Genomic DNA, 20,191 nt, shown 5'->3' with positions numbered 1-20,191 from the left:
CAGCCGATGTCCGACAGGCTCCGCATCGTCGTCGGTTCCGACGACGCCGGTTACGCCTACAAGGAAGCCCTCAAGAGGGACCTGGAGGCCAGCGGCCTCGTCGCCGACGTCATCGATGTGGGCGTCGACGCCGAAGGGCACACCGCGTACCCGAAGGTCGCCATCGCCGCCGCGGAGATGGTCGCGCGCGGCGAGGCGGACCGCGCCCTGCTGGTCTGCGGCACCGGCCTCGGCGTCGCCATCGCCGCCAACAAGGTCAAGGGCATCCGGGCCGTCACCGCCCACGACTCGTTCTCCGTCGAGCGCGCGGTCCTCTCCAACAACGCCCAGGTCCTCACCTTCGGCCAGCGGGTCGTGGGCCTGGAGCTGGCCCGTCGGCTGGCCGCCGAGTGGCTGACGTACCGCTTCGACGAGACATCGGCGTCGGCCGCCAAGGTCGCGCTGATGAACGACTACGAGAACCAGCAGGAAGCCGCAGCCTGATGTCCGCCGCTCCGAAGAACCACCCCCGGGTCACGATCGGGGTGAGCCTGAAGATGTACTTCGGCCACCACGAGACCCTGAACTGGGCGCGCCGGATCGCCGCCGCGGCCGCCCGCCACCCCGCCGTGACGAGCGGTACCGCCGAGCTGTTCGTGCTGCCCGCGTTCCCGGCGATCGTCCCGGTGGCCGGCATCCTCGCCGGGACAAAGGTCCGCACCGGGGCGCAGGACCTGGCGACCGAGGACACCGGCCCGTACACGGGCGAGGTCAGCGGCACCCACCTGAAGGAGATCGGCACGAGCTACGCCGAGGTCGGACACGCCGAGCGCCGCCGCCTCTTCGGCGAGGGCGACACGGTGGTGGCCGCGAAGACGGCGGCAGCGCTGCGCAACGGCCTCACCCCGGTCCTCTGTGTCGGCGAGCTCGACCCGGTCGCCCCCGCCGAGGCGGCGGCCCGCACGGTCGCGGAGGCCGAACGCGTCCTGGCCACGGCCGCCCACGACGGCGCGCCCGCCCCGGTCGTCATCGCGTACGAACCGCAGTGGGCGATCGGCGCACCCGAACCGGCGTCCCCCGAGCACATCCGCACGGTCTGCGAGGCCCTGACGGCCTGGCTGGCAACGCAGCCGTCGCTGACCGGCAGCCGGGTGATCTACGGCGGCAGCGCGGGCCCCGGCCTGCTGACGGAGCTGGGCACCGGCGTCGGCGGGCTCTTCCTGGGCCGCTTCGCGCACGACCCGGCGGCGGTGGAGCAGATCCTCGACGAGGTGTGGTCCCTGCATGCCTCCACCGCGGCGAACTCCCCGGAAGGAGCGGTCTGATGGCTTACGGACTGAGTACGTACGCCTTCTTCTGGCGGATCTCCGAGCAGGCCCCGCAGCCGCTCACCGTCCACGAAATGCTGGCGCAGACCCGCGATCTGGGTGGCGAGGTCTTCCAGATCTGCGACTACCCGCGGATCGAGACGTTCGACGACGCGCAGCTGGACGCGGTGCGCGCCACGGCCGCCGCGTACGGCATCACGCTGGAGCTGGGCACGCGAGGCGTGCGCACCGAGCACCTGACCGACTACCTCCGTATCGCGCGGCGCCTGGGCGTCACCCTGGTCCGCTCGATGCTGAACACGGCCGACCACCGGCCGACGGTGGCGGAGGCCACGGCCCTGCTCCGCGAGGCCGTCCCCGCGTACGCCGCCGCCGGTGTGACGCTCGGCCTGGAGACGTACGAACAGGTCTCCACCGACGACCTGTTGGCCGTCGTCCGCGGCGTCGACAGCCCGCACCTGGGCGTCGTCCTGGACCCGGGCAACAGCGTCGCGCGGCTCGAACGTCCGGTGGACGTCGTCGACGCCACCGCCCCCCACGTGGTGAACATCCACGTCAAGGACTTCTCGTTCTCCCGCCGTGACGGCTGGGTCGGCTTCACCTTCGCCGGCTGCCTCCTCGGCGAGGGCCTCCTGGACTACGACCACATGATCGAAAAGGTCCGGCCGGCCGAGAAGGGCATCAACCAGATCGTCGAGCACTGGCTCCCCTGGCAGGGCGATTTCACCGAGACCGCCCGCCTGGAGGACCAGTGGACCCGGCACAGCATCAACACCCTCATGAGGAGCAAGTAATGGCCACCGAAACCACGACCGCATCCACCACCGTTGCCGTCATCGGGGCCGCCGGCAAGATGGGCCAGCGCGTCTCCAACAACCTGGTCAAGAGCGACTTCACCACCCTCTTCGCCGAGAACTCGCCGAAGGGCCAGGAGCTGATCCGCGAGCTCGGCCGCGAGCTGACCGACGGCGCCGAGGCCGCGGCGCGGGCCGATGTCGTGATCCTCGCCGTGCCGGACGTCGTCCTCGGCAAGGTCTCCGAGCAGCTCGTCCCGGTCATGAAGCCGGGCGCGATCCTGCTGACCCTGGACCCGGCCGCCGCGTACGCCGGCCTGCTGACCCGCCGCGCGGATGTGCACAACGCGGTGGCGCACCCCTGCCACCCGTCGGTGTTCCTGGAGCGCACGACGAAGGAGGAGTGGGCCGACACCTTCGGCGGCATCGCCGCCCCGCAGGAGGTCGTCGCCTCCTTCGAGCCCGCCGCCGAGGCCGCCGACCCGAAGGCCCAGGAACTGGCGGAGGCCGTCATCTCCACGATGTACGCGCCGGTCGTCGAGGTCCACTGGGTGACCGTCAAGCAGCTCGCCGTCCTGGAGCCGACGCTCGTCGAGACGATCGCCTGCATGGTCGGCGCCCTGCTGACCGAGGCCCTGCACGAGACCGTCCACACGGTGGGCGTCCCGGAGAAGGCCGCCCGCGCGATGCTGCTCGGCCACACCCAGGTGGCGCTGGCCAACACCCTCAAGGGCTCGAACCCGTTCTCCGACGCGTGCCTGATCGCGATGGACTACGGCCGCGAGTCGATCGTCCGCGACGACTGGAAGAACGTCTTCGACGACGCCGAGCTGGACAAGGTCATCACGCGGATGCTCAAGATCAAGGAGATCAAGCGCTGACTTCGCGCTTCCGGCACCCGTACGGGCCGGGCCGACCCACCACGGATGGGGGCGGGCCCGGCCCGTACGTTTCCGCGGCATCGGCGATCGGCTGCCTGCCGTCGAATTAATCGCTGGCCCCGTACCCAGGGCGTTGTTACGGTGCTCGGACTCCGATCGCCGTGTCGAACGTCGGCGAACTATGGGCTCCGCCCTGGAAAGAAGTTGATGTATGCCCCGGCCAGTGGTTCCGAGTCTCCCTCGTCGCGCCTTCGTCCGCGCCGGGGCGATCGGAGCTGCGTGCATGCGCACGCCCGCGGCATCGCGCTGACCCGCGTGCCCTGACCGGTGAGCGTTTCCCGCTCGCCGGTACGTGATCCCGGCTGACGACTCACGCCGCTCCGACCCATGCCCCCGAGGGCTGCTCGGTACTTCCCTGCTGCATTGCTCATCCTCTTCGGCAAGGAGAAAACCGGGTGTCCACCGACAACCCCCAGCACCGTCCCACCAAGTCCTCCGCCCACGGCGCCAGTGCCTTCCTGAGGACCGACACCTTCACCTGCCTGTGGTGCGGGCTGACCGTCGCCACGCTCGCGCCCGACGGCAGCCGCCGCAACCACTGCCCCAGCTGCCTGCACTCGCAGCACTGCCTCGACCACGTCGAGGGCGGCCCGTCCGACTGCGGGGCGCGTATGACCCCGATCTCCATCGCGGTGCTCCGTACCGGCGACTGGATGGTCATCCACCGCTGCACCCGCTGCGACGAGCTGACCTCGAACCCGGCCTGCGGGGACGACAACCAGCTGATCCTGATGCGGATGGCCGTGCGACCACTGGCCCAACCTCCCTTCCCTCTCGAAGCGTTCGGTGCTCTGTGACCCGCCGAAGACGACCGAGAACAGGACGGAGGCCGCACCGTGCCACGACGTAGACCCCGCCGACCGGCCCACCGCCCGCAGCGGCGCAAGGACGTCCTGCACGGACCGGGCGGCGCACACGGCGACGCGTTCCGCTGCGTCGGCTGCCGGCTCGACGTTCCGCTGAACGCACCGGGCACCGGGCACCGCAATCACTGCCCGCACTGCCTGACCAGCCTGCACGTCGATCTGCGGATACCGGGCGACCGGGCCGCCGACTGCCGCGGGCGGATGACGGCACTCAGCCTGTCCGTGAGGCAGGACGGTGAGTGGGCTGTCATCCACGAGTGCCTGGTCTGCGGCGAGCTGAGCGCCAACCGCATCGCGGGGGACGACAACGCCCTCGTCCTGATGCGGATGGCGGTACGCCCGCTGTCGGACACCGCCATCCCCGTACGAGCACTGCTCACGCTCTGACACGGGGGCGCCCGGTCACCGTCGTGATGGCGACGGCGACCGGGCGCCGAGTGTGGTGCGCGCCGTCCGCTAGGAACACCGAGCAACTGCACTGGTTCAAGAGCAGCCACAGCGACGGTGAAGGCGGCAACTGCATCGAGGTCGCCTACGACTGGCGCAAGTCCGGTTACAGCACGGGCGAAGACGGCAATTGCGTCGAGGTCGCGACCTGTCCCACCACCGTCCACATCCGCGACTCCAAGATCGCCCAAGGCCCCCACCTCGACGTCGCCCCCGCCACCTGGTCGGCGTTCGTGGCGTACGCGCAGCTGGGGTAGTCCGCCCTGGAGAAGGCCGGGGCGACGTTGTGGCCGCCGAAGCCGGACGAACCGGCTGTCCCGACGGCTCAATTCCCCCGACGGTACAAGCCCATGCACGACCGTGATCCCCGCGTGATTCCCGCCCCGTAGCCTCCCATCGGCCAGGGGACGGGCGGGGTACGCGATCGAGACGGGGCAGGACATGACATACCGGCGCGCAGCGATACCGGCACTGGCCGGAGGACTGTTGCTCACGGCGCTTCTGTGGTGGGCGGGGGCAAGCGTGAACGCGCTGCACCTGCCGGGCACCGCCGACGTGATCGGCGGCCGGGCAGCCGCCGATCTCGAATACTGGCTCATCCCCTGGTCGTACGATCCCCCGGATTCGGTCCGGCTCGGCGCCGCGGTGTCCGGCGGGATCGGGGACACAGCCGTGACCGACAGCAGCCGCTACCTCTCGCTGTACGCGACCGGGATGCAGATGAGGTTCGTCGCGGTCTTCGCCTTCTTCGTACCCGGGGCGCTGCTCCTGGTACGCAGGCTGCCGCCGGTACGCGGCCGGATGGTGGCCGCACTGCTCGCGGTGTGGGCCTGGGGCCTGGTGGCCGGGACCCTGGCGGTGACCGTCTCCGCCCCGTGGCTGATCGCCTCGCAGGGGCGCGGCAGTTACCGCTTCCTGCCCCAGTTGGCGGGGGCGATCTCCTCCGGACGGCAGATCCTGGCGGTGATCGCGCTCGTCTCGGCGGCGGCCACCGTGCTCGCGGCATGGGTCACCGCCAAGGGTGCCGGTGTGCTGCCGAGGCAGAACGTTCCGGCGCGCGCCGCCCGCCTGGCCGCCACCTCCGGGACCCTCGTCGTCGCGCTGTCCTTGGTGGTCCTCTCGTACCAGCCGGTCGCCGCGACCCTCCAGAGCATCCCCCTGTCCGGTCGGCTCCTCTCCGAACCGGGCGATCTCCTGCGCCAGTGGCTGCTGCTCGGCGCCTGGGCGGGCCCGGCAGGTGCGCCGATCGGCGACTGGCTCCTGCACCGCGCCGCCGATGCACTGCTGCTCGCCGTGGTGTGGTGGTCGCTGCGGTGGCTGCCCGCACTGCTGACCCGGGCCACCGTTCCTGCGATGGCGGTCGGCACGGTCTGTGCGACCGTTGTCGGACTGCTGGCGAGCCAGTTGCTGCAGATCGTGACGAGCGCGTCGGACTCGGGCATGCGCTGGGGGCTCGTACACCTGTCAGCCGCCATCGGCGGCGGCGTCCCGGCTGCCCTGACCTGCGGTCTGGTGGCGGGCGTCGCGGCTGTCGCGACACTGCGGTTGACCGCAGGTCGCACGGAAACCACCGACGCCATGGCCCCCGCCCCGCCTGCCGCCCTGCCGGACCCGCCCGCGTGATGACGTCGCCCGGTCAACCTTCGTGGCGTACGCGCAGCAGGGCTGAGCCACACCGGCACTGCACCGGATCAGGCCACCCCCGACTCGGTGCAGTGCGACACGGCCGACCGTGACTCGGTGGACCCCGACCCCTGCCCCGGGCCTCTGCCGCGACTGTCGGGCCGACGCGCACCGAGGGGGCCGAGGCGCTCGGAGCGAGCGCCTCGGGTCACGGGCGGGGTGTCGGCCAGTTCTGGGTGTCCGCCCACGCCGCGTACGAGGTCCAGGCAATGCCGGGGAACTGCGCCCGCAGGGCCTCCAGGTCCACCTGGTATCCGGTGTCCGTCAGGAATCTGTACATGGCGAACATGTCGGGGTTGACGGTGCGCAGGTCCTCCAGCGGCGTCCGCCGGAACGCGACCGTGCCCCCGGCGGCCCGGCCGATCTCCTCGGCCATCCGGACCGGTGTGGGGTCGTCGCCCGCCACCTCGATCCGCTGCCCGATCCAGCGGTCCGGATCGGCCACGACCGCGGCCACGACACGGCCCAGGTCCTGCCGAGCCACCTGCTGGAGCGGGGTGTCGCCGGGGAGCGGCATGGTGAGGAGGCCGGCGGCGACCTCGTCCATGGCTCCCAGCGCGTTGTCGTAGAAGTAGGTCGGTGCCACCACCGTCGCCGGAAGCCCGGAGTCGGCGAGCAGTTCCTCGGTCCTGGCCTTGGTCTCGAAGTGCGGGACCCCGGTGTCCCGGTCCGCACTGGCGACGGAGGCCAGCACCAGATGCGGCAGTGCGGCGTCCGCGGCCGCCCGGACGATCGCCGCGCCCTGGGCCACCTCCGCGTCCAGACCGTCCTGGAACGGGGTGGTGACGGCGAACGCGGCCGTCGTGCCCCGGAACGCCTCGGCGAGCGAGACCGCGTCGAACAGGTCCCCGGCGACGACCTCCGCTCCGGCCACCGCCAGCGCCTTGGCCCGTCCGCTGCCGGGATCGCGCACCACGGCGCGCACCCCGTGCCCGGCCTCCAGCAGGGCGGCGGCCACCGCGCCGCCCTGGCCTCCGGTCGCTCCGAGTACCGCGATGGACATGGGTTCTCCCTGATCGAGGGGCATGTGTCCCGCCCATGCTTACCAGCGTGGTGGCTGGGCCTGCCACCGGGCGGCCCCCGGAAACCGCATGCCCGACGCACCGCGCCCGCCCCTCCCCGTCCTCCCCGCCCCCTGCTGCTCGCGCCTCCGCCGGACCACCGGTTTCCCTATCCTGTCCGGATGACCACGACGGCTGCGCCTCCCCTTGAACTCGTCATATTCGACTGCGACGGCGTGCTCGTCGACAGCGAGAAGATCGCCGTGCGCGTCCAGGTCCAAGTGGGTGCCGAACTGGGGTGGGCGCTGACGGAGGACGAGGTCGTCGAGAAGTTCGTGGGCCGGTCGAACGCGTCCATCGGCGAACTGGTCGATGCCCGTCTGCCGGGCCGGGCCCCGGCCTGGCAGACGCGGTTCGAGCAACTCCACCGCGACGCGGTGGACACCGAACTCGTCGCGGTCGACGGCATCCACGAGGCGCTGGCCGCTCTCACGCTCCCCAGCTGTGTGGCGTCGAGCGGCAGCCACGAGAAGATGCGGCACACCCTGGGCCACACCCGGCTCCACTCCCACTTCGAGGGCCGGATCTTCAGCGCGAGCGAGGTCGCGCACGGCAAGCCCGCCCCCGATCTCTTCCTCCACGCCGCCCGGCAGATGGGGGTCGAGCCGGCCGCCTGCGTCGTCGTCGAGGACAGCAAGTACGGCGTCCAGGCAGCCCGTTCGGCGGGGATGCGGTCGCTGGGCTACGCCGGCGGTCTCACCCCGGCGCACTGGCTGGAGGGCCCGGACACCGTGGTCTTCGACGACATGCGCAAGCTGCCGGCGCTGCTGTCCGGACTCTGCCCCTCGCTCTGACCGGCGGCGGCACGCGGAAGGGCCGGGCGCCCCACCTCGGGTTCCAGGCGCATGAGTCCGATGTCCGTGCTGACCGGGGAGGTCACGGTTCGCCGCACGGACGTCGGACCACCGCTCCCGGCCAGGGTCCCTCGATCAGTGGACCGGCCCCATGACGCCCGTCCAGGGCCTGTTGGCTTCCTGTTCGACACCTGTCAGATTCCTGTCAGATTTCCCGATGCGGACAACCGGTGACGATGCGTCATCCTCTCCCCGGTGCGGGGGGTGCTCCTGGGATTCCTGGGGCGCTGAAGCACGAGCAACGACGAGGAGACACCATCGTGAGACAGGTCTCACGCGCGCTGGCGGCTGCCCTGGCGGCCGTGGCGCTGGCGGCGGGTGCACCAGGGCCGGCGCACGCGCAGCCGGCCGCCGATTCCATACCCGGCGCGCCACCGGGCGCCTCCGGGGAGCGGCTGCCGGAGGGGTGGCGTGTCGAGGGCGGGGAGCTGATCTGGAGTTCGCCCGAGCCCGTGGGCATGGGCGGCGCCCTGGTCGAGTTCCGCTCGGGGGAGCGGACCCTCGGCGTCCCGAAGCCCTCCCCCGACCAACGCACCTTCCGGCTCCGCCTCGGCGGGGCGGGGGTCGGACCGTTGAGCGAACTCCAGGTCGTCGCCGGTTCGCGGCGGCTGGATGCCGCAGGGGCCGACCGGGCGTCCGGCAAGCGGCGCTCGTCGGCCCTGGCGGCGCCCCAGGACCCGTTCCCCGCCAACCCGGTCGACCCCGGTGTCGCCGGTACGTACCGAACCGTCAGCGGTGAGTACGTCCTGAAGTCGGTCAGGCTGCCGGGCTACGCCGAGCCCGTGGAGATGCGCGCCACGGTCGTCGGTCCGACGGACGCGCCGGGGAAGCGACCGCTGGCGCTCTTCCTCCACGGCCGCAGCGCCACCTGCTACGAGCCCGGCAAGAACAGCGCGGGCATGCAGTGGCCGTGCAAGCCGGGCAACAAGGCGGTCCCGAGCTACCGCGGCTTTCTGCACGACCAGAAGCGCCTGGCTTCCCAGGGCTATGTGACGGTCTCCATCTCCGCGAACGGTGTCAACGCGCAGGACGGCCGCGCGGCCGACTTCGGGGCGCAAGCCCGTTCGTCCCTGGTGCGCCGGCACCTCGCCCGCTGGGCGGAGTGGGGCGCGGACCCCGCGAAGGCTCCCAAGGCCGTGCGCGCGACGGAGCCCGCGGACCTCTCGAAGGTGCTCCTGGTCGGCCACTCCCGGGGCGGTGAGGGCGTCAACCGGGCGGCCCTCGACAGCGTCTCCCCGCCGCCGCCCGCCGAGGACGGCTACCGGGGGCCGGTGAGCTGGCGGATCCGCGGCACTGTCCTGATCGGCCCCACCCTCTTCGGCCAGAACCCCACGCCCGACGTGCCCTCCATGACCATCCTGCCGGGCTGTGACGGCGATGTGAGCGATCTTCAGGGCCAGATCTACCTCGACGGCACCCGGGGCATCGGCCGGGGCACGGCGCTGCACAGCGCGGTGTACATGGTCGGCGCCAACCACAACTTCTTCAACACGGAGTGGACGCCCGGCCAGGCCGAGGCCCCGGCCGCCGACGACTTCTGGGACGACAAGAACAACCCGGACCCGGTCTGCTCGGCAGGGGCCAAGACCCGGCTGAGCGCCGAGCAGCAGCAGACGGCGGGCATCACCTACATCGCCGCCGCCGCACGGCTCTTCCTCGCGGGCGACGACCGGGTCCGCCCGCTGCTCGACGGCTCCGACCGGCGCGCGCCCTCGGCCGGCCCCGCCCGGGTGCTGACCCACGCCGTCGGCGGCAACCGGACCCCGGCGATCCGGCCCGACGACCCGCTCTCGGTGACGAACGGGCGCGTGTGCCGGCAGATCACGACGAGCGCCGGCCGGGCCTGCAGGCCCGACTCCGACCCCGGCCGGTCGCCGCACTTCGCGTCCTGGGCGGACACCGACAGTGAACCGGGCCGCAACGCGGTCACCGCTCGCTGGACCAAGCCGGGCACCCCGGTCCGGCTGACGCCTGAGCGTGCCTTCTCACTGGCGGGCTCCGACGCGCTGGCTCTGCGGGTGATAGTGCCGCCGAACACCCAGGGCACCCGGCTCGACGTCGCCCTCACCGACACCTCCGGCAAGCGGGTGAGGCTCGGTCAGGTCACCGTCGACGGCCTTCCCGGCTCCGACTCGACGGCCGCGCACTGGGCGCGTGAGGTCCGCGTCCCGCTGAAGGCCGCCGTCACCGCCGGTGTCGACCTGAAGCGGACGCAGTCGCTGGAGCTCACCCCGCGCAGCGGCTCCGGCGAGCTCTGGCTGATGGACGCCTGGGGCTGGCGCCCCGGCACCCCGGCGGTACGCCCCGTCGCGCTCCCGCGTGTCGACATCGGCAGGCTGACGGTCAAGGAGGGCGACTCCGGCACCCGTACCTACCGCGTACCCGTCCAGGTCACCGGCAAGGGCACCGGCGTGATCAAGCTCGCCGTCCGCGACCCGGAGACCTACAGGTCCACCGTCCGCACCGTGACGGTGAAGGCCGGTGGGTCCGTGGACGTGCCGATCACGGTCAAGGGCAACTCCCGCTACAACTACGACCTCCGATACGAGGTCGCGGCCAAGGCCGTGCGCGGCACGGCGGTCGGCGGCGCCTTCGGGGGCGTGCTCGTCGAGAACGACGACCCCATGCCCACGATCACCGTGACCCCGGTCGCCGACTCGGTCACCAAGGGCCAGAAGCTCACCTGGAAGGTGGAGCTCTCGGAGCCCGCCGACGTCAACATCGAGACGCGGTTCGACCTCCTGCCGGTGCTTGAGGGCACGGAACTGTCCACGAAGGACGTCGACGAGGAATGGCTCTCCGAGCTCGGCGAGTCCGCCGACCCGGAGCGGCCCCTGTCCACGAACGGCCCCTCCCTCTGGGTGTCCGTCCCCAAGGGCGGGACGAGCACCGAAGTGTCCGTGCCCACGGTCGCCGACGCGCTGACCGGGTCGGAGAAGTCCCTGCGGATGCAGGTGTACATCCTCAAGGAGAACGAGTGGTTGGAGGGCCCCCTCCTCACGGGGAAGGTCACGGACGCGCGCCAGGGCTGACGCCCGGGGTCCGCGCCCCGCGCTGACGGTGCCTGAGCGCACCACCTGGACGATGGCACCGGCCCCGCCACGGGGACCGGTGCCATCGGCGTGAGGGGCCACACGGAGGCCACGGAAACCCGCTTCCCCTCGACGGCCACCACGGCTCGCGCCGGGGCGACGGGGTCGCATTCCGGACGGCGGGTATTCGGGGGACTCGTGGCCCTTGTGTTCACCTCACCCGCGTCAGCGGGCGACCGCCTTGGTCGCCTTGCTGGTGGCGGAACCACTGGCGTGGCCGGTGCGGCGGGCGGTCACTTTCACGGTGATCTTCTTGCCGCGCTGGGCGGACTTGAGCGTCAGCGAGGACTTGGTCGCGCCGGAGATCGCCTTGCCGTTCGCGTACCACTGGTAGCCGTACGAGGTCGGGGCGGGCGACCAGGTGCCGTGGGCGGCCTTGAGGGTGCGGCCCACCTTCGCGGTGCCGGAGATCGTGGGCTGCTTGGTGGCCTTGGGCGCGCTGCCCTTGGCGACCTTCACGGAGGCGGGCGTCGCGGAACCGTCGGCGTGACCGGTGCGGTGGGCCGTGACGGTGACGGTGATGTACTTGCCGAGCAGCGACGCCGGGACGGTGTACGTCGACGCCGTCGCCCCCTTGACGGCCTTGCCGTCGGCCTTCCACTGGTAGCCGTAGGAGGTGGCGGACGGCGTCCAGCTTCCGCTCGTGGTGGTCAGCTTGGCGCCGACCTTCACGGTGCCGGTGATCTTCGGGGTGGTCGTCACCCCGGGCGCCGCGCCCTTGGCGACCGTGAGCGCCGCCGAGGTGGCCGGGACGTCCGGGGTGCCGGCGCGGCGGGCCGTGACGGTGACAGTGACTTTCTTGCCGAGCAGCGCGGCGGGGACGGTGTACGTGGACGCGGTCGCGCCGGACACCGTCTTGCCGTCGGCGTTCCACTGGTAGGCGTACGAGGCCGGGGCGGGGGTCCAGGTGCCGGTGGAGACGGTGAGCCGCTCACCCACCTTCGCGGTGCCGGTGATGGCCGGGGGCGCGTCGTTCCTGAGCGGGGCCCCGGTGACGGTGAAGCTGCCGAGCTGGTACCCCCATCCGTTGTGGGTGTTGACGCCGACGTTCCAGGTGCCGACGGCGGCCCCGGTCAGGTCGAGTACGGCCGTCAAGGTCCGCCGGTCCGCCGAAACCGCGGTGGTGGTCGACGTGATCTGTTTGCCGTTGAGGGACAGCACGATCCGGTCGTCCTTGTGCAGGGATGTACCGCTCAGCCGAACCGTCGCCTTCGTGCCACTGGCCCCGGTGGCCGGAGTGATCTGCCCGATGGTCACCTGCTCCGTGCCGCAGAGGACGGACGTGCAGACCGCCTCGGCCTCGTACGAGGTCTTCGATGCCTTCTCCGGCAGCGAAAGGACGAGGATGCTCGGGGTGGTCTCCTTGGTGTACGGCTCGTTCACGGCGCAGTCGTAGCCGGTCGGGATGTAGCGAATGCAGCCGTTGTCGAGGCTCGGGTCGTACAGCGCGGGTACCGCCGTCTCGGTGGCGCCCGTCGTGTCGCTGATCTCCATCTTGAAGTAGTCGCGGTACGCGGTGGGCAGTGCGGCGCAGACGGCGGTGTGCTGCTCGTCGAGGGTGCCGGTGACCGGGCCGTATCCGAAGGCGACGTTGGGGACCTTCTCGCACTCGGCGGCCGGTCCTTCCGCGCCGGCGATGCGCAGGGCGTCGAAGCGGTACGAGTCGGCGGCCTTCAGCCCGGACCGGACGGTGACCAGAACCTGGTAGTGGGTGGAGCCGGTGACGGCGCACGCCTGGTTCTTGTTGCAGAGGGCGGTGCCGTCCGCGCCGTACACCACCACGTTCGCGGTGCCGAGCGCGTCACGGACATCCATGTGCAGGATGTCCTTGGCGTCGGCGGTGGTGACCTGACGGCAGCGCAGCTCGCCGGGGGCTCCCATGGCGCCGCCGGTGGACGGACCGCCGACCTTCGTCGCCGGGTTCGGGGTGCAGCCCTTGGCCGTCGCGGTGACATCGCGGCGGGTCAGGGTGTAGTCGGCAGCGGTGTCACGGCCCGTGACGAGCACGGTGTGGGCGACGCCGGGGGCCAGTTCGCACGTGGTCCAGGTGGAGAGGGACGCGTATATGGAGCAGACCCGCTTGCCGTGGGGGTCGAGGACGGTGAAGTCGGCGGTGGAGGTGGTGCCGGGGGCCGCCTGGAGCTGAAGGTTCTCGTAGACGCTGTGGTCGTCGGCCGGGATGGTCAGGCAGTGCGAGAAGACACCGTCGCCGGTGGAGAACCGGGCCGCCGGGCTCGTCGCGGTGAAGTCGCCCGCCGGGATGGCCGCGCAGTCGCTCGCCGTGTCGGTGCGGTGCAGGGCGAGGGCATACGGGCCGGTCGGATTCGACTGGCTGTCGGTGGAGACCAGGGCTCGGAACGGGGCCTTGCCGGTGAGTGAGCACGTACCTGCCGAGAGGTCCGTCCAGTCGCACCGCTGTACACCGTCGGCGTCGACGACGGTCACTTCGGGGCGCGGCCCGGACCCGCTGAGGTCCTTCAGCACAGCCAGCCGGGCGTCCGCGGGAAGCGGCAGGGACAGGCAGTCGATCTCACCGGCCGTAGTGAACGCGGAACGATACAGGCCCAGTTCGACGGGCTCGCAGCCGGTGGTTGCGGAGCTTTCGAGGATCAGGGTGGGGTCGTCGGTGAAGACGGTGTACTCACCGGCGACGGGGAGGTCGCAGCTGTTCCAGGTGGCACAGACGGTCTTGCCGTCCCGGTCGTACACGGCGAGCGCAGAACGGGCGCCGTCGTGGACGTAGTACACGTCGTACCGTCCGGCGGCCGGGGCGGTGAACGTCTTGCAGCCGGAGGCCGGGACTGCGGTCGTCGGTGCGGAGTTGTATCCGTTCAGCGGGACGTGGGTGCAGCCGGCCGGGTCGGAGATGCGGCGGACGGCGAGGGTGTACTCGGCGGGGAAGCCGTGCTCGGCCTCGCTGACCTGCGAGAGGACCCGGTAGGGACCGTTGCCGGGCAGTACGCAGCCCTCGCTGCCGTCCTCGTTGAAGTGCGGGCAGATCCGGGCGCCGGTCTCGTCGGTGATCCAGGACAGGCTCTGGCCGTACACGGTCGTCCTGATCTTATGGGTGATCCGCTCGCCCGGCTTGCCCGCGAACGGCTGGCACTGGATGGCGTTCGCTCCGGTCGCCGAGCCGACGACGGGTGCGGTGTCCCAGGCGGTGCTGATCTCCGGGGCGCAGCCCTTGGTGGTGCCGAGGGGGACGACCGCGACGGTGGGCTTGCTCGGCTCGGGCCAGTTGTTCGTCAGCCGGAGCGTGAAGTCGCCCGCGCGGGGCAGCCGGCACCAGTCGGCACCCCACTCGGGGTCGTAGCAGTCGATCTCCGTGTCGCCGTCGAAGACATGGGCGTACGTGTTCGCCGCGTTGTCGATGAGCACGACCTTGTGCAGACCGGGCGCGTCGGCCGTGATGGTGAGGCAGGCCGTCCCGTCCGCGGGAACGGTCACGGCGCCTTCCGCCGGGGCGGCTTCGCCGAAGGCCGAGAGCGGCAGAACGGAACAGTCCTCGTCGGCCGGAGCGGCTGCCGCTGCCGCGGGGGCCGCACCGGCATACGCATGGGCGACGGTCGCGGGAATCAGCAACGAGAGCAGGACCGACAGCGTGAGCAGCAGAGCGGTGTACGCCCCGGATCTCGCGGCCGTACGTGGGTGGCTGGACGACATTCCGTTCCCCCCGGACCGGTGAAGTGAAGGATGCGCGCAGGGACTTCAGGGACGAGGCACGAACGCCGTGCGACCCGAAACGCAAGCAACATGTGCGCAAAACGTAAAGAACGCACATGATAACTGCACGGATGCTCGTCGAACAGGTCTCCATCCTGGGCAGCCGACGCACGCCCGGAGAAGCGCCCCGCCACCGGCGGCGAACGGCAGGCCACCGCCCCGTCATCGGACCGGCGAACGGCCCGCCTCACACACCGCCGACGTGCGCACGCCGTCGGGCGGCTGCTGGAGACCCGACCGCACGTCGTCTCAGGATCCTTACGGGCAAGGCGGATCCGGGCATCGCTACCCTGTTCCCCCGCTGTCACGAGGCAGGGGAGAACAGGGGTGGGACATGCGCGGAAGAATCGCTGCGGCATGCGTGGTCGGGGCGGTGGCCACGGGGATCGCGGTGGCTCCGGCCGCTCACGCGGAGGGGCGTGGTGACATCCGGGTCACCAAGACCGTCGTGAACGGCGGCAGCAACGTGATCGTCGGGGTCAAGGACATCAAGCGGTTCCCGATCACCATGACGATCAAGGACAACTCGGGGGTGAAGGGGGTCTCCGATGTGTCCGCGTTCAACACGACCAACGCCCACGGACCGGTCGACCACCTCGGCACGACGTGCAGGAAGGTCAGCACGACCACGTCCGTGTGCACGGCGACGATGCAGATCGACCCGGCGTGGATCGACTCGTACGGAAGCGGCAACGAGGGCTGGGACGCCAACTCGGTCGCGGGGAACTGGCAGGTCAACGCCACGGTCCAGGCGAACGACCGCGACTACTGGATCTCCGACCGCATCGCCTTGTTCAAGGTGAAGCGCGCCGCGACCCTGACCACGGACGCCACGCCCGAGCCGGTCGGGAAGGGCGGCACCCTGACCGTCACCGGGAAGCTGTCGCGGGCCAACTGGACGGACCTCAAGTACCACGCGTTCACCCGGCAGGTGGTGAAGCTGCAGTACAAGAAGCCCGGCGGCTCCTACAGCACCGTGAAGACGGCGACGACCGACAGCAAGGGCCATCTGCGCACGACGGTGAAGGCCACCGCCTCGGGCAGCTGGCGCTGGGCGTTCCTCGGTACGACCACGACCATGAAGGTCGTCTCCACCGGCGATGCCGTCACGGTGAAGTGATCTCGCGGCGGGCCGGGAACGGCCCGCCGACGGGTCACGGCCCCGCGCGGACCGGCCGCTTCCGCCCGGGGCGTCGTCCGTGGGCGCAGGGAGGGGGCGGACCGGTGCACACCACGTCCGTCGGCGAGAGGCGGCGGGCACCCGTCGGGACGTGCGGTGCGGCTACTCCCCCAGCACGGCCCGCATCACGTTCTTCGCGATCGGAGCGCCGAGGCGTCCGCCCGAGATGTCCTGGCGCGAGATGTCCATGTCCGTCGGGTCGATGAACACCGCGACCGCCACCGACCGGCCGTCGGCCTTCTTTCCGTACGAGACGAACCAGCCGTACGGCACCTCGTCCTTCACGTTCACGCCGCGCTGCGCCGTACCGGTCTTGCCGCCGACCGTGACGCCGTCGATCAGGGCCCGCTGGGCGCTGCCCTCCTTGGCCGTGAACTCCATCATTTCCTGGACCTTCTTTGCCGTCTCCTCGGACACGGCCTGGCTCTTGAGCTTCGGCTCGTTCTTCTCCAGGACCGACAGGTCGGGGCCGCGCAGCTCGTCGACGATGTACGGCTGCATCAGCTTGCCGTCGTTGGCGAGGGCGGCCGTCACCATCGCCATCTGCATCGGCGTGCTGGTGAGACTGCCCTGGCCCATGCCGGTCAGCGCCGTTCCGGGCTTGTCCAGTTCCTTCGGGTAGAGGCTCCTGGTGGCGAGCATGTCTCCGAAGTCGTCCGAGTACACATCGGAGTTGAAGCCGAAGTTCTCCGCCGTCTCGCGCATCTTGTCGGCACCGACCTTGGACGCCGCGTCGAGGAAGACGTTGTTGCAGGAGTACTGCATCGCGGTCTTCATGGACGCCTTGTTGCACACCGCGTCGCCGGCCTCGCTGCTGATCTTGTTCGTGGAGAGCGGCAGGGGGTACGGGGAGACGGCGTCGGACGCCGCGTCGACATCGGTGACCACGCCGTTCTCCAGGGCCGCGGCCGCCGTCAGGATCTTGAACGTCGAGCCGGGCGGGAAGGTCTCGCGCAGCGGGCGGTTCGCCAGCGGCTTGCGCTTGTCCTTGACGAGGGCCTGGAAGCGGTCGCCCTCCTTGAACGAGTTCCCGGCGAAGACGGTGGGGTCGTACGAGGGCGTGGAGACGAGGGCCAGGACCTTTCCCGTACGCGGGTCGAGAGCGACCACCGCGCCCCGTGCGCCGAGAGCGGTCAGCCCCTGGTAGCCGGCCTTCTGCGCCTTCGGGTCGATCGTGGTGATCACGTCGCCGCCGCGCCGCTTCTCGCCGGTGAGGATGTCCTTGGCGTGCCGGAACGCGAACCGGGCGTCCTGGCCGCTGAGGACGGTGTCGTACGTCTTCTCCAGCAGGGACATGCCCTGCGCCTGGGAGGCGTAGCCGGTGACCGGGGCGTACATCGCGCCCTGCCGGAAGGTCCGCCGGTACTTGAAGTCGGTGCCGTCGACCGCCTTGGAGCCGGTGATCGCCCGGCTGCCCACGATGATGTCGCCGCGCGGGGTGGCGAACTGGGTGATCTTCACCCGGCGGTTGTGCTCGTCGGTGGCCAGTGACTCGCTGCGGACGTGCTGGAGCCAGTTCGCCCGCAGCAGCAGGGCCAGCACCAGCATTCCGCAGAAGATGGCCACATGCCGCACCGGCCTGTTCATCGTGCTCCCGTCCCCGGCCCCGATCGATCTCTGACTGGGGAAGATGCACGTACCGGTCAGGCGGTTGCACCGCTCACAGATATTCCGCGTAGCCGTCCAGTGCGCGCAGCACCTCGCCCTCCCCCGCCGGGGGCAGCTGGAGCACGACCTCCTCGATGCCCAGCTCGGCGTAGTGCGCCAGCTTTCCCGGGCTCGGAAGTACCGCGTACGGCACCACCTGGAGTTGCTTCGGGTCCCGGCCGGCCGCCTCCCACACCTCGCGCAGCTTCGGTACGGACTCCGTCAGACCGCGGCCGCCGATCGGGAGCCAGCCGTCCGCGTACTGCGTGATGTGCGCGAACAGCTTCGGACCCGCCGCGCCGCCGATCAGGGTGCGGGGGCCGTTCACCGGGCCGCGGGGTTCCTGGACCGGCTTCGGGTACGCGTGACTGGCCCGCACCGAGCCGAACTCGCCCTCGTACGCCGTCGGTTCGGCCGCCCACAGGGCGCGCATCAGGGCCATCCGGTCGCGGGTGAGGTCACGGCGCGTCGACCAGTCCACGCCGTGGTCCGCGGCTTCCTCGACGTTCCAGCCGTAGCCGAGGCCCAGCGTGAACCGACCTCCGGAGAGGTGGTCGAGGGTGGCGATCCGCTTCGCCAGGTCGATCGGATCGTGCTGGGCGACGAGCGTGATGCCGGTGCCGAGAGCGAGGCGTTCGGTGACCGCGGCGGCCTGGGCGAGGGCGACGAAGGGGTCGAGGGTACGGCCGTATTCGGGCGGGAGCTCGCCACCGGCCGGATAGGGGGTGTCCCTGCTCACCGGGATGTGAGTGTGTTCGGGCAGGTAGAGCCCGGCGAAACCGCGCTGTTCGAGCTCGCGGGCGAGCCGCAGCGGCGTGATCGTCTCATCGGTGAGGAAGATCGTTGTGGCGATCCGCATACGAGGACACCTCCGTCGTGGTCCGGTGACGGCCCCAACGTATGCCGTGCGGTGCGGAAAGCCGAGTGTCGCGGAGCACGGGCCCCGTTCGTGCCTCTCGGCGTTCTTCCGGAGTTCACGGCTTCCCGCCAGGGTCGAGTACGTCATCCTCGCCACCACGACACCCCGGGGAGTCACTCGTATGTCCTCATCGCAATCCGCCCACGGCCGTCCGATGGCCAGGCGCGGCCTTCTCGTCGGGACGGCGGCCACCGCTCTAACGTTGGGCACCGTGAGCTTCGCCGACGCCGCGACCGGCAACGACGCCCCCGACCGGACCGCTACCGTGCGCGGCACGCTGCCGACCGGGTCGCCCGACTATGTGTACCTGCCGGTCGAAGTACCGCGCGGAGTACGGGAGATCGCCGTCTCGTACACGTACGAGAAGACGCCCGTCCCGGCCGGGACGCAGGGCAACGCCCTCGACATCGGCATCTTCGACGAGCGCGGCACGGAGCTGGGCGGGCGTGGGTTCCGGGGCTGGTCCGGCGGCGCGCGCAGCGGCTTCTTCATCCGGGCCGACGAGGCGACGCCCGGCTACATCGCCGGTCCGGTACGGGCCGGGACCTGGCACATCGCCCTCGGGCCGTACACCGTCGCCCCGGAGGGGCTCCCGTACGAGGTGACGATCACCCTGCGCTTCGGGCCCGCCGGGTCCACGCCGAAGCCCGTGTACCCGCCGGAGCGGGCGAAGGGGCGCGGGCGCGCCTGGTACCGCGGGGACTGCCATCTCCACTCCGTCCACTCGGACGGCAGGCGCACCCCGGCCGAGATCGCCGCCGCCGCTCGCGCGGCCGGGCTCGACTTCATCAACAGCAGCGAGCACAACACGTACTCCGCGCACGGCGCGTGGGACGGGCTGTGGGGTGACGACCTGCTCGTCCTCACGGGCGAGGAGGTCACCACCCGCAACGGGCATGTGATCGCGCTCGGCACCGACCCGGGCACGTTCGTCGACTGGCGCTACCGGGCCCGCGACAACCGGTTCGGGCACCACGCGAAGGCCGTGCGGCGGGCCGGTGGTCTGGTCGTGCCCGCGCATCCGCACGCCACCTGCATCGGCTGCCACTGGAAGTTCGGCTTCGGTGAGGCGGACGCGGTGGAGGTGTGGAACGGGGCCTACACCCCGGAGGACGAGGTCGCCCTCGCCGAATGGGACAACTCCCTCGTCGCCGCCGTCCGTTCGTCGAAGCCGTGGGTTCCGGCGATGGGCAACAGCGACGCGCACCGGGAGCCGGACAGGGTGGGGCTGCCGCAGACCGTGGTCCTCGCCGACGACTTGTCGCGCGGGGCGATCACGGCCGGGATCCGGGCGGGTCGCTCGTACATCGCCGAGTCGTCCGCCGTCACCCTGTCGTTCGGCGCCTCGGGCGGGCGCGGACAGCACGCCGGGATCGGTGAGCGGCTGCGGGTGGACGGGGACGACACCCCGGTCACCGTGCGGCTGGAGGTGACCGGGGCGCCCGGCTGCACCGCGCACTTCGTCACCGACCAGGGCACGCTGTTCACGGCCGCGTTGCCGGAGTCGGGGGCGGGGACGGTCCAGTGGCGTACGACGCCGGCCTACGCCGCCTATGTGCGGGCCGAGGTCCGGCACCCGGCGACGGTACCGGGGCTGCCGGGGGCACTGGCGGCGCTCACCAATCCGGTGTTCCTGGAGGGCTGAAGGCTGTCCCGTGATCCCCGGCGCGATCCGGG

General features: G+C 71.2%; 16 protein-coding genes. 12 read left to right on the top strand and 4 right to left on the bottom strand.

Translation table 11 applies throughout. The features are described 5' to 3' along the window. Window positions 1-6: 6 nt before the first annotated feature. The 8 genes from ACIRP2_RS23180 to ACIRP2_RS23145 all read left to right on the top strand — a co-directional run bounded on the left by ACIRP2_RS23180 (window position 7) and on the right by ACIRP2_RS23145 (window position 5,978). Window positions 7-483, top strand: coding sequence for a ribose-5-phosphate isomerase (locus tag ACIRP2_RS23180; RefSeq protein ID WP_404253735.1), 477 nt, complete (start codon window positions 7-9; stop codon window positions 481-483). Continuing rightward, on the top strand, window positions 483-1,304 hold the full coding sequence (locus ACIRP2_RS23175) for a triose-phosphate isomerase (RefSeq protein WP_404253172.1): 822 nt from the start codon (window positions 483-485) through the stop codon (window positions 1,302-1,304). Before ACIRP2_RS23180 ends, ACIRP2_RS23175 begins: the two co-directional genes overlap by 1 nt. Further along, window positions 1,304-2,101, top strand: a complete 798-nt coding sequence (locus ACIRP2_RS23170) for a sugar phosphate isomerase/epimerase family protein (protein ID WP_404253170.1) — start codon at window positions 1,304-1,306, stop codon at window positions 2,099-2,101. Before ACIRP2_RS23175 ends, ACIRP2_RS23170 begins: the two co-directional genes overlap by 1 nt. Further along, entirely contained in the window at window positions 2,101-2,982 is an 882-nt protein-coding gene (locus ACIRP2_RS23165) for a phosphogluconate dehydrogenase C-terminal domain-containing protein (RefSeq protein WP_404253168.1), read from the top strand. The genes ACIRP2_RS23170 and ACIRP2_RS23165 overlap by 1 nt, the downstream gene beginning before the upstream one ends. A 455-nt stretch (window positions 2,983-3,437) precedes the next feature. Next, window positions 3,438-3,839: an RNHCP domain-containing protein gene (locus ACIRP2_RS23160; RefSeq protein ID WP_404253166.1), complete on the top strand. Its 402-nt coding sequence runs from the start codon at window positions 3,438-3,440 to the stop codon at window positions 3,837-3,839. 39 nt (window positions 3,840-3,878) lie between these two features. Beyond that, the gene (locus ACIRP2_RS23155) at window positions 3,879-4,295 is read left to right on the top strand and encodes an RNHCP domain-containing protein (RefSeq protein WP_404253164.1); all 417 of its coding nucleotides are present in this window, start codon (window positions 3,879-3,881) and stop codon (window positions 4,293-4,295) included. A gap of 26 nt (window positions 4,296-4,321) precedes the next feature. Then, on the top strand, window positions 4,322-4,612 hold the full coding sequence (locus tag ACIRP2_RS23150; RefSeq protein WP_404253162.1) for a DUF397 domain-containing protein: 291 nt from the start codon (window positions 4,322-4,324) through the stop codon (window positions 4,610-4,612). Window positions 4,613-4,796: 184 nt separating this feature from the next. Next, on the top strand, window positions 4,797-5,978 hold the full coding sequence (locus tag ACIRP2_RS23145; protein WP_404253160.1) for a hypothetical protein: 1,182 nt from the start codon (window positions 4,797-4,799) through the stop codon (window positions 5,976-5,978). 208 nt (window positions 5,979-6,186) lie between these two features. Here the strand turns inward: ACIRP2_RS23145 and ACIRP2_RS23140 are convergent, their stop codons facing one another. Continuing rightward, window positions 6,187-7,041, bottom strand: a complete 855-nt coding sequence (locus tag ACIRP2_RS23140) for an NmrA family NAD(P)-binding protein (RefSeq protein WP_404253158.1) — start codon at window positions 7,039-7,041, stop codon at window positions 6,187-6,189. 180 nt (window positions 7,042-7,221) lie between these two features. On the opposite strand from ACIRP2_RS23140, the gene ACIRP2_RS23135 reads away from it, so the two are divergent. After that, window positions 7,222-7,893 (top strand): HAD family hydrolase, encoded by a 672-nt coding sequence (locus ACIRP2_RS23135; RefSeq protein WP_404253156.1) that lies wholly within the window; start codon window positions 7,222-7,224, stop codon window positions 7,891-7,893. Window positions 7,894-8,213: 320 nt separating this feature from the next. After that, window positions 8,214-10,985: a hypothetical protein gene (locus ACIRP2_RS23130; protein ID WP_404253154.1), complete on the top strand. Its 2,772-nt coding sequence runs from the start codon at window positions 8,214-8,216 to the stop codon at window positions 10,983-10,985. A gap of 225 nt (window positions 10,986-11,210) precedes the next feature. Here the strand turns inward: ACIRP2_RS23130 and ACIRP2_RS23125 are convergent, their stop codons facing one another. After that, window positions 11,211-14,708 carry a hypothetical protein gene (locus ACIRP2_RS23125; RefSeq protein ID WP_404253152.1) on the bottom strand — a complete coding sequence of 1,166 codons (3,498 nt, stop codon included), beginning with the start codon at window positions 14,706-14,708 and terminating at the stop codon, window positions 11,211-11,213. Window positions 14,709-15,102: 394 nt separating this feature from the next. On the opposite strand from ACIRP2_RS23125, the gene ACIRP2_RS23120 reads away from it, so the two are divergent. Continuing rightward, the gene (locus tag ACIRP2_RS23120; RefSeq protein WP_404253150.1) at window positions 15,103-15,888 is read left to right on the top strand and encodes a hypothetical protein; all 786 of its coding nucleotides are present in this window, start codon (window positions 15,103-15,105) and stop codon (window positions 15,886-15,888) included. 162 nt (window positions 15,889-16,050) lie between these two features. Here ACIRP2_RS23120 and ACIRP2_RS23115 read toward each other — a convergent pair whose 3' ends face one another. Beyond that, complete coding sequence (locus ACIRP2_RS23115) at window positions 16,051-17,535, bottom strand: peptidoglycan D,D-transpeptidase FtsI family protein (protein ID WP_404253148.1); 1,485 nt, start codon at window positions 17,533-17,535, stop codon at window positions 16,051-16,053. 73 nt (window positions 17,536-17,608) lie between these two features. Then, window positions 17,609-18,454, bottom strand: a complete 846-nt coding sequence (locus ACIRP2_RS23110) for an LLM class F420-dependent oxidoreductase (RefSeq protein WP_404253146.1) — start codon at window positions 18,452-18,454, stop codon at window positions 17,609-17,611. Window positions 18,455-18,668: 214 nt separating this feature from the next. Between ACIRP2_RS23110 and ACIRP2_RS23105 the strand changes: the two genes are divergently transcribed. After that, window positions 18,669-20,159 carry a CehA/McbA family metallohydrolase gene (locus ACIRP2_RS23105; protein ID WP_404253733.1) on the top strand — a complete coding sequence of 497 codons (1,491 nt, stop codon included), beginning with the start codon at window positions 18,669-18,671 and terminating at the stop codon, window positions 20,157-20,159. Window positions 20,160-20,191 lie beyond the last annotated feature (32 nt).

This window comes from Streptomyces sp. NPDC101194 (genome assembly GCF_044767885.1).
Classification (GTDB): domain Bacteria; phylum Actinomycetota; class Actinomycetes; order Streptomycetales; family Streptomycetaceae; genus Streptomyces.
This window is presented reverse-complemented; position numbering and strand designations above follow the sequence as displayed.

Excerpts from the sequence above, each read along its gene's own strand:
- ACIRP2_RS23180 (WP_404253735.1), top strand. The coding sequence starts at position 7 with ATGTCCGACAGGCTCCGCATCGTCGTCGGTTCCGACGACGCCGGTTAC.
- ACIRP2_RS23175 (WP_404253172.1), top strand. The coding sequence starts at position 483 with ATGTCCGCCGCTCCGAAGAACCACCCCCGGGTCACGATCGGGGTGAGC.
- ACIRP2_RS23170 (WP_404253170.1), top strand. The coding sequence starts at position 1,304 with ATGGCTTACGGACTGAGTACGTACGCCTTCTTCTGGCGGATCTCCGAG.
- ACIRP2_RS23165 (WP_404253168.1), top strand. The coding sequence starts at position 2,101 with ATGGCCACCGAAACCACGACCGCATCCACCACCGTTGCCGTCATCGGG.
- ACIRP2_RS23150 (WP_404253162.1), top strand. The coding sequence starts at position 4,322 with ATGGCGACGGCGACCGGGCGCCGAGTGTGGTGCGCGCCGTCCGCTAGG.
- ACIRP2_RS23145 (WP_404253160.1), top strand. The coding sequence starts at position 4,797 with ATGACATACCGGCGCGCAGCGATACCGGCACTGGCCGGAGGACTGTTG.
- ACIRP2_RS23140 (WP_404253158.1), bottom strand. The coding sequence starts at position 7,041 with ATGTCCATCGCGGTACTCGGAGCGACCGGAGGCCAGGGCGGCGCGGTG.
- ACIRP2_RS23135 (WP_404253156.1), top strand. The coding sequence starts at position 7,222 with ATGACCACGACGGCTGCGCCTCCCCTTGAACTCGTCATATTCGACTGC.
- ACIRP2_RS23125 (WP_404253152.1), bottom strand. The coding sequence starts at position 14,708 with ATGTCGTCCAGCCACCCACGTACGGCCGCGAGATCCGGGGCGTACACC.
- ACIRP2_RS23120 (WP_404253150.1), top strand. The coding sequence starts at position 15,103 with ATGCGCGGAAGAATCGCTGCGGCATGCGTGGTCGGGGCGGTGGCCACG.
- ACIRP2_RS23115 (WP_404253148.1), bottom strand. The coding sequence starts at position 17,535 with ATGAACAGGCCGGTGCGGCATGTGGCCATCTTCTGCGGAATGCTGGTG.
- ACIRP2_RS23110 (WP_404253146.1), bottom strand. The coding sequence starts at position 18,454 with ATGCGGATCGCCACAACGATCTTCCTCACCGATGAGACGATCACGCCG.
- ACIRP2_RS23105 (WP_404253733.1), top strand. The coding sequence starts at position 18,669 with ATGGCCAGGCGCGGCCTTCTCGTCGGGACGGCGGCCACCGCTCTAACG.